We start from the raw sequence: 6,917 nt of genomic DNA on the forward strand, positions 1-6,917 counted from the left end.
AAGGCGTCATCCGGTCTCCCGCGTTCCGCGCCCATCGTCTAGCGGTCTAGGACGTCGCCCTTTCACGGCGAAAACAGGGGTTCGATTCCCCTTGGGCGCGCCATTTACGTACAAAACCACGAGCATTATCCGCCTGGGTCTTCTGGCCCGCGATGATGGCGGCGAGAGTGGCTTTGTCGCCGACGATCCGGACCTTCTCGTCGTCGACCCCGACGTAAGAAATTACCGACCGCAGATAGGCTTTTCGCCCTTGGACATCGGCAGAGTCGATTTTCTCGCAGACGAGGGCGGAGAAGGCTTCAATCCGCTCGGGGGTAATCGCGGCGCTTGAGGCGATCTGGCATGCGATCCTATCGAGCGAAGCCTGAGCGATGTCTCGCTCGGTCTTCAGGGACTTGACCCTGTCTTTAATCTCTTCATCAAGATCGATCACGCCCTCTTCGATCGCGCGATAGAACCGGGTGAGCTTGTCTTGCCTGGCGTCGAGTTCGACCTGAAGCGCGGCGCGGCGATTCTGAACCGCCTGGTCCTTGGCGCCTTGCCGTTCGACGAGCCCCTCGAGAATGACGGCAAGACGGTCGGGTGTGAAAAGCCGCTCCTTGACATTGGCGATGACGAGATCGTCGAGCTTCTCCATCGGCATATGCCGTCCCTTGCAAACTGATTTTCCCTTCTGCTGGCAGCCGGCGCAGCTGTAGTAGCTGTAGTTACGATCGCGGCGTCGCGTTCCGGTGCGGGTCATGCCGGCGCCGCATGAGGCGCAAACGGCGAGGCCCGTTAGGAGCGTCGGACCGTTGACGACCCGCGGCGGTGTGACCCTGGGGTTGTTGCACGCAAGCCGCGCCTGCACCCGCTCGAATAATTCCAGCGGGAGGATCGCCGGTACGTCGATCTCGACGATGGACGCCGGATCGTGGCGCTGGCCCGTGCGGGAGTTGCGGACGCCATAAGGCCATTTGCCGGTCGCGTAGCACCTGTTGGTCAACATGACGTGGACAGGCCCGACCCCAAAGGTTGCGCCCCGGCGCGTGCGGTAGCCCCGCACATTGAGCCACTTGGTCGTGTCCTTGACGCCGAGCGGCCCCGAAACGCCATCGCCTTCGGAATAGAGGCGGAAGATCAACCGGACGAGCTCGGCCTCGACGGGATCGACCTCAAGTCGCTTCTTGATCGTCGAGCCGCGCCGTTCCGCTTCCACGATGCGATAGCCCAAAGGCGGCGTCGCGCCGTTCCAGAATCCCTGTTTGGCCGATTCCCGCATGGCGCGAGTGACGTTCTTGCCATTCTCGCGCGAGGTGTATTCGTCGAAAATGCCGATGATCTGCCGCATCAGGTTCTGGGACGGGTCGTCGCCCGTCGGCTGCGTCACCGAGACTACATCGACGCCGCATTTTCGTAATTGCCGGATGGTGAGCTCCATCTCGGCGCCGTTGCGATAGAAACGTGAAAATGAATGGACGCAGATTACGTCAAATCGGCGATTTGGATCCCTGGCCTGCTCCAGCATCCGCTGAAACACCGGGCGTCGATCGTCGGTCGCGGAGGCGCCGGGCTCGATAAATTCTTCCGTGACGATCCATCCCTGGCCTTCGCAATAACGGTGCGTCAGATCGCGTTGGGACGGCAGCGAGACGTCGCCCGCGGCCTGGCGGCCCGTGCTGACGCGCAAATAGAGCGCGGCGCGTTTGGCGGCGAGCGGCGCGCTTTGCGGAGCGTTACGAAAGGCCATGACAGGCGCTCCCTGGCGATCGAGACGGGCAAAGGGAAGATCGGGGATGGTAAGCGAGAAGCAGGCCGATGCCGAGCGCGATGTAACAAATTACGCGCTCAGCCTTTGCCGGACAAGAAGCTGTCGAGATCTGACCCGAGCAGAAGAACGAGGGCGTCGAGTTCTCCTGTCGTGACCGGCATATCGGGGCCAAGATCGCTTTCCAGCTCGTAGATCTTGTTGCCGGCGCGTGGGACAGGTCGACGAACCGAGACTTGGACGCTCCGCGCGGTCGGAGCGAGGCAGGGCGCGTTCGATTGCGCCGGGGCTGGCAAAACCTGTCCCCGCATCGCCCGACGAGGCGATGTCTTGAAGGTTCCCTGCGATTCGGAACTGTCTGGGCGACGCGGTGTGCGCATGCCTGCAGAATCGCGCGAGGCGACCGCGATTCCGATCCCGAAAGGTCGGAACAATTCCCGCTAGTTCTGAGACTAACTCCGATCATCTTCACTTCTTACCACCACCATTCTTCTCACGCTTGTCGATCCTAAATTGCTTCACAATGCCTGGCATCGCCTTTTCCAGGCCTTCAACCGGCAGGCCGCATGCCGACATCACGCCGGCGCACAGGTTTACGAACCGGCCGGAGGTCGCAACGCTCGCCTTTTCTCCGATAATGTCGGGCGCAGCTCTCGCGAGTTCGTTAATCAGAAGCCGTCTCTCCAGTTGCGGCTTCCGCCCGCCTCGGTTGAGCCGATCGAGTTCCACCCATTTCTTTAGGGGCGCATAGATGTGGTCGACGAGATGCGGGAGAAGGCGATGGCTATGTTTCAGGCCAAGCGATTCCCGCATCGGCCGGGAAAGCTCCTCGAGAGAGCGCAGCGTTATCGGGGTTTCGTCCGCGGCCATCCGTTCCATTTGAAAGTCAAAATTCTTAGGAAAAACGTCTTCACCGAGCGCCTCGCCCATATAGGTGAAGGTCAGAGACAGGCCGAGAAAGGCGCCAGCGTCATGCGGAAGCAAGAACTCCAGAAAGGCGGCGTTGCGGCGACATTCATATTGAAGACGGCCAAACGCCTTTTCCATCAATCGCAATCGCCTGATCAGCTCTTTGCGGTCCGGTCGACCGGCGACCGCTTGATTGTAGAATTCCACGTCGGCGTGAACGTGCCTGAGCGCAATCAAAAGCTCATGGGCCTGCATCTTGGTCAGCTTCAGATCACGGACAAGGTCGCTCCACGCCGTGGACTCCGGAATGGTTATGTTAACCAGGGTCTGGCTGGTAGGGGTTTCAGACTTCGTCATGTTGTTTTCCTGTCGCCGAAAACCGCCTCGATGAATGCGCGGTGCGCCTGCAGCCCCTTGGCTTGTTGATAGTGTTTTTCGGTTGTTGCGAAGGTCCGGTGCCCCAGTAGCGCGCCGCCAAACGGACATTCTCGGGATCAGCGATCGCCATCGTCGTTGCGGCGGCGTCGCGAAAGAGGCGAGGATTGAGAGCGACGCCGAACGCCTCTTTCGTCCTCGCCCGCACGCGATCGTAAAGCGCCATCTGCGTCATCGGCGAGCGATCCTTGGAGACCCAGAGCGCGCCCTCGGTGGGGCTGGTCCAGCGCCCGGTCCGCACCGCAAGAACAGGCCGATAATTTTGGAGATAGATTTCGAGCGGCGCCCGCAATACGTCGGGCAAGCCGATGTCGAAGGCGGCGTGCGTCTTCGTTTCGTCCTCGCCGAAGGCGATGAGCCATTGCGAACCCTGCCGGATCAAAGTCCGGTCAAGGGCAAGGTCGGCGAGATTTCTCCGACGCAGTGGGATGAGGGCGAGAAAGGCGATCACCAACCCGTCGCGATAGGCGATCGCCGCTTCGAGGCCAGAAAGCGAACCGGCTCCCTTCATCAGCTGGAAGCCAAGATCGACCAGTTCATTCGAAGGGCGCAAATTCGATTTGTCGCGCACCGGCCGATGCCGCGCGCGAATCTTCGAGGCGATCTCGTTGATGAACGACCAATTCCTGTCCGGCTCCATGATCTTGGCGACTTCTCCGAGTTCCTGCAGGCGGCCGAGAATCGTCTGCGTACTGTTGCCGATTTCGATCAGGCTTTCGACATAGGCGCCAACGCGCTCGCGCGATATCCGGTCGGCCGGCGCCATGACCAACGTCTCCGGCGCCGATATCCGAAGGTAAGTCAGCCATCGCCCATAGCCCTTGGCGGCTTTGCTGTTGGTTATGGCGCCATGACCCGAGCGCGCGCCGATCTCATCATCCAGAATGTCGCCCGGCGCGCAGGCGGCGAGCCACAGCCGACGATCGGCATCCGGCCACTGGGTGACTGGGAGGCAGGTCCGCTCCGGCGCCTTGCCTCGACCGTAAGGACCACCGCTCATGACCTGTTTCCTTTCGGATTTGTTTTGCCCCGACCTGCGCCGCTACCGCCGCGGCGTCGCCCCGTCGTATCGGGTTCGTGCGCGGCGCGGAGCTTGTCGATGACCTCCGCAAAATGCTGGCCGGCCGAACGGGTCTCGGCGCCGGCGTAGAAACTTGTGGTCGTTTGGATCGAGCGATGCCGCAGAACTTGTCGGACCACCTCGTATTGGCCCGGTCGCCGGTCGAGAAACATTTTCGCGCCGGCATGGCGGAAGAGGTGAACATTGACCGCCAGGCCGGTGAAGCGAAACACCGCCGCCTTGATTTGCGCGCCGAAGCCGTAGGCCGACTTCGGACCATTCCCCTCGCCCGGGAACAGCGCGTCATTCGGCTGACGCATGAGATGGGGCCGGTATTCGCGGATATACCAGGCCACCAGATTCAAAGTCGTCGGCGGCAGTTCGAAGTCGATCGGCTCTCGGTTCTTGGTGTCGCCTTCGGCGAAGACGAGATAGACGCGCTTGCCCCGCGCGATCAGGTTTTTGCGCATGTCGATCGCTGCGAGATTACCTAGGCGGATTGGCGTCACCTGTAGGATCGCAATCGCCGCCGCCATCTGCGCGTCGATCGCTTTGAGCTTCCCGGGACGCGGATCCTTTTCTACCTCGCGGCGGATTCGCTCCGGCAAACCCAGAAAGGCTGCAACGGTTTGCGGATCGTCGAAGGGACGAAGCCGTTCCCGGTTCTTTGCCGTCATCCCGCGCGTGCCGGCCGAAAGACGCGAGGCGATCTTCTGCAATTGCAGCAGGGCCATGTCGTCGGCCTTCGCCCAATGTCGAGCCACGCCTTTCAGAAAGGTCGCCATCTGGCTGATTTGTGGCGAAGTTTTCCCATCGTGACGATCCAGCAGAAACCGCAGGATCAACTTGAAACTATCGAGCGTCACGAGGTCCGCCACAGACCTGATCGCCAGAGGGTCGACGCCCTTGTGGACCAGCGCCGACGCTGCGACCCGCAACTGATATTCTCGCGTCTTCAACGTCGCCGGTCGCGCTGGACGATTTGGGCCGTCCTCGCTGAGATCGGCGCCGGAAAGCCGGAGCAGGAAGCCCTCGATGTCCGCCTTCAGCGATGAGGGAAAATCCGACAGGGGCTTAACGTAAACCTCTCGTCCGATTTCCCTAGGGATCTCGACGTCAGGCCAGCCCGCTACCTCGCGCCGGCAGGCGTTCCAGGTCCACACGATCGAATCCCAGGTCTTTTCCGGCTTTGCCCGCAGCCGATCATTGAGGATCGCGTCGCGGTAATCTTCGAGGTCCGGCAGGTTGATGTCAGCGGGACTGATGCCTTTAACACTCAGATGGCGCGCCAAAGCCAGGAGACGCGTCGCTCGATTCCGATCGAGCGAGGAAAGCAGATTTTCCCATTCCGGCAGGAGCGGCGCGATCTGGCGTCCGGGCTGCATTGGGCGCGCAAGACTCAGCGCTTTGCCGACGAGCGAGCGAATGTTTGCCCAACGACCTTTCGACAGTCCCAAAGCCTCAGGCGAAATCGTCTCCATCCGCCGCCGCAGCCACGTCGGATCGGCTGGGATATCCTGCGGTTCGGCGCCCAGAAGGCGGACGAGAGTGCGCACGGCGGAGATCTGATCGCGCTGTTGGGTTGGCGACAGATTCGCGCGTTCAATCAGAGCGATGAGGTCGGCGAGGGAGGTTCGTGAAACTTCGGCGGCGGTCATCTGTGGTCTCGTTAGGCCAGGAGTGGACAGGCGGTCATTTTCGTTAATACCACACTTTGGAAACAACGCCGTTACGATAGTAATGTAATAACGATCAACAAATTACTGCAATTAAATCAGTTGTCAGCGCTATCGAGAGCAAGACGCTCCAACTCCGCCGGCCGGATTCGGACAGAGCCGCCAATCCGAACGGCGGCAAGCTCGCCCCATGCGATCAATCGGCGGATGGTTCTCGGCGAGACATTAAGCAGCACGGCTGCTTGCTGAACCGTCACGAGCGGTGCGCGGCGCGTTAGGTCGACGTCCTGGGCGACATCGCCGACAAGCCCCTGCCGCTTCCTCGTCGATCCAGCCGGACGGGAAATTGCTTGCTGCGGGGCTTTCAATTCAGACAGGGCCCAGTCGGGGATCTGGACGTCGAACCCCGGTTTCATCGACGCGTCGGCTAAATGGGACGGAGTTTTCGTTAGACGGGGACTGCGTCCAGCCCCGACTCGACCGGCGATCTTCGACTCGCCGTCTTGACGGCGAGGGTTGACAAGCGAGCAAAAGCGGGTGATAAATTAAGCATAATTAAATAGCATGCGCTTAATTAAGCATGAGAGGGTATCGGAACATTGATCGGCCGCCGGACAAATGGTCGCAGAGAATCCAGCGGACTGAATTCATCGTGCGGTTGCCGGCGCTGGTCCGATTATCCCGATCAACGCCTTGGTGACTCACATTCCGACGGATCCGGCGCGTCGATCCCGCGATCGCCGCTGCAGGCTGTTCGTTGAGGCGCGCGTGGCTTAGAGGCTGCGGACCTTTGATTGTCCGATTTGCAGACGAAGTGATGGCGTTGTTGTCGACGCGTCAACGGTGGATGAACTCAACGGTGCATGAATATCGTATATCGATGATAGCTAACTAACTATACGCCACATAATCGTTTCCTAAACAGAGCTGTTACGGCGCTGCTGCGAGAGTGGTAGGCGGTTAAGATATCAGTATTTATAAAAGCATATGGAAATGGGTTGTTTCCATTTCAGGCGGAGATGAAAAGACTCGAGGTATCGCGGCACGAACCGCTAGTTGGTCGGGTACAACATTCGGTCGTTTTGACGTG

6 protein-coding genes, 1 tRNA gene and 1 pseudogene are annotated in these 6,917 nt (G+C 60.3%); 3 read left to right on the plus strand and 5 right to left on the minus strand.

Features of this window, described 5'->3' with window-relative positions:
* Positions 1 to 27 precede the first annotated feature (27 nt).
* The 3 genes from ACLP2E_RS02505 (at position 28) to ACLP2E_RS02515 (ending at position 664) form a co-directional block, all read left to right on the plus strand.
* A tRNA-Glu gene (locus ACLP2E_RS02505) sits at positions 28 to 103 on the plus strand.
* Positions 92 to 331, plus strand: a complete 240-nt coding sequence (locus tag ACLP2E_RS02510; RefSeq protein ID WP_442465057.1) for a hypothetical protein — start codon at positions 92 to 94, stop codon at positions 329 to 331. Before ACLP2E_RS02505 ends, ACLP2E_RS02510 begins: the two co-directional genes overlap by 12 nt.
* Positions 332 to 472: 141 nt before the next feature.
* Positions 473 to 664: a hypothetical protein gene (locus ACLP2E_RS02515; RefSeq protein WP_442465058.1), complete on the plus strand. Its 192-nt coding sequence runs from the start codon at positions 473 to 475 to the stop codon at positions 662 to 664.
* Here ACLP2E_RS02515 and ACLP2E_RS02520 read toward each other — a convergent pair.
* The 5 genes and pseudogenes from ACLP2E_RS02520 to ACLP2E_RS02540 all read right to left on the minus strand — a co-directional run.
* Positions 662 to 1,729 (minus strand): annotated as a pseudogene (locus ACLP2E_RS02520) (recombinase family protein); the annotation flags it as partial. The gene ACLP2E_RS02515 and the pseudogene ACLP2E_RS02520 overlap by 3 nt on opposite strands.
* A 486-nt stretch (positions 1,730 to 2,215) precedes the next feature.
* Positions 2,216 to 3,013, minus strand: coding sequence for a hypothetical protein (locus ACLP2E_RS02525; protein WP_442465059.1), 798 nt, complete (start codon positions 3,011 to 3,013; stop codon positions 2,216 to 2,218).
* Positions 3,000 to 4,091, minus strand: a complete 1,092-nt coding sequence (locus ACLP2E_RS02530; RefSeq protein WP_442465060.1) for a hypothetical protein — start codon at positions 4,089 to 4,091, stop codon at positions 3,000 to 3,002. The genes ACLP2E_RS02525 and ACLP2E_RS02530 overlap by 14 nt, the downstream gene beginning before the upstream one ends.
* Positions 4,088 to 5,809 carry a hypothetical protein gene (locus ACLP2E_RS02535; RefSeq protein WP_442465061.1) on the minus strand — a complete coding sequence of 574 codons (1,722 nt, stop codon included), beginning with the start codon at positions 5,807 to 5,809 and terminating at the stop codon, positions 4,088 to 4,090. Before ACLP2E_RS02535 ends, ACLP2E_RS02530 begins: the two co-directional genes overlap by 4 nt.
* Positions 5,810 to 5,925: 116 nt before the next feature.
* A complete protein-coding gene (locus ACLP2E_RS02540; RefSeq protein WP_442465062.1) occupies positions 5,926 to 6,243 on the minus strand; it encodes a helix-turn-helix domain-containing protein in 318 nt (105 codons plus the stop codon).
* Positions 6,244 to 6,917: the final 674 nt, after the last annotated feature.

This window comes from Rhodoblastus sp., assembly GCF_052145335.1.
In the GTDB taxonomy this organism is placed as follows: Bacteria; Pseudomonadota; Alphaproteobacteria; order Rhizobiales; family Beijerinckiaceae; genus Rhodoblastus.

Excerpts from the sequence above, each read along its gene's own strand:
- ACLP2E_RS02535 (WP_442465061.1), bottom strand. The coding sequence starts at position 5,809 with ATGACCGCCGCCGAAGTTTCACGAACCTCCCTCGCCGACCTCATCGCT.
- ACLP2E_RS02530 (WP_442465060.1), bottom strand. The coding sequence starts at position 4,091 with ATGAGCGGTGGTCCTTACGGTCGAGGCAAGGCGCCGGAGCGGACCTGC.
- ACLP2E_RS02525 (WP_442465059.1), bottom strand. The coding sequence starts at position 3,013 with ATGACGAAGTCTGAAACCCCTACCAGCCAGACCCTGGTTAACATAACC.
- ACLP2E_RS02540 (WP_442465062.1), bottom strand. The coding sequence starts at position 6,243 with ATGAAACCGGGGTTCGACGTCCAGATCCCCGACTGGGCCCTGTCTGAA.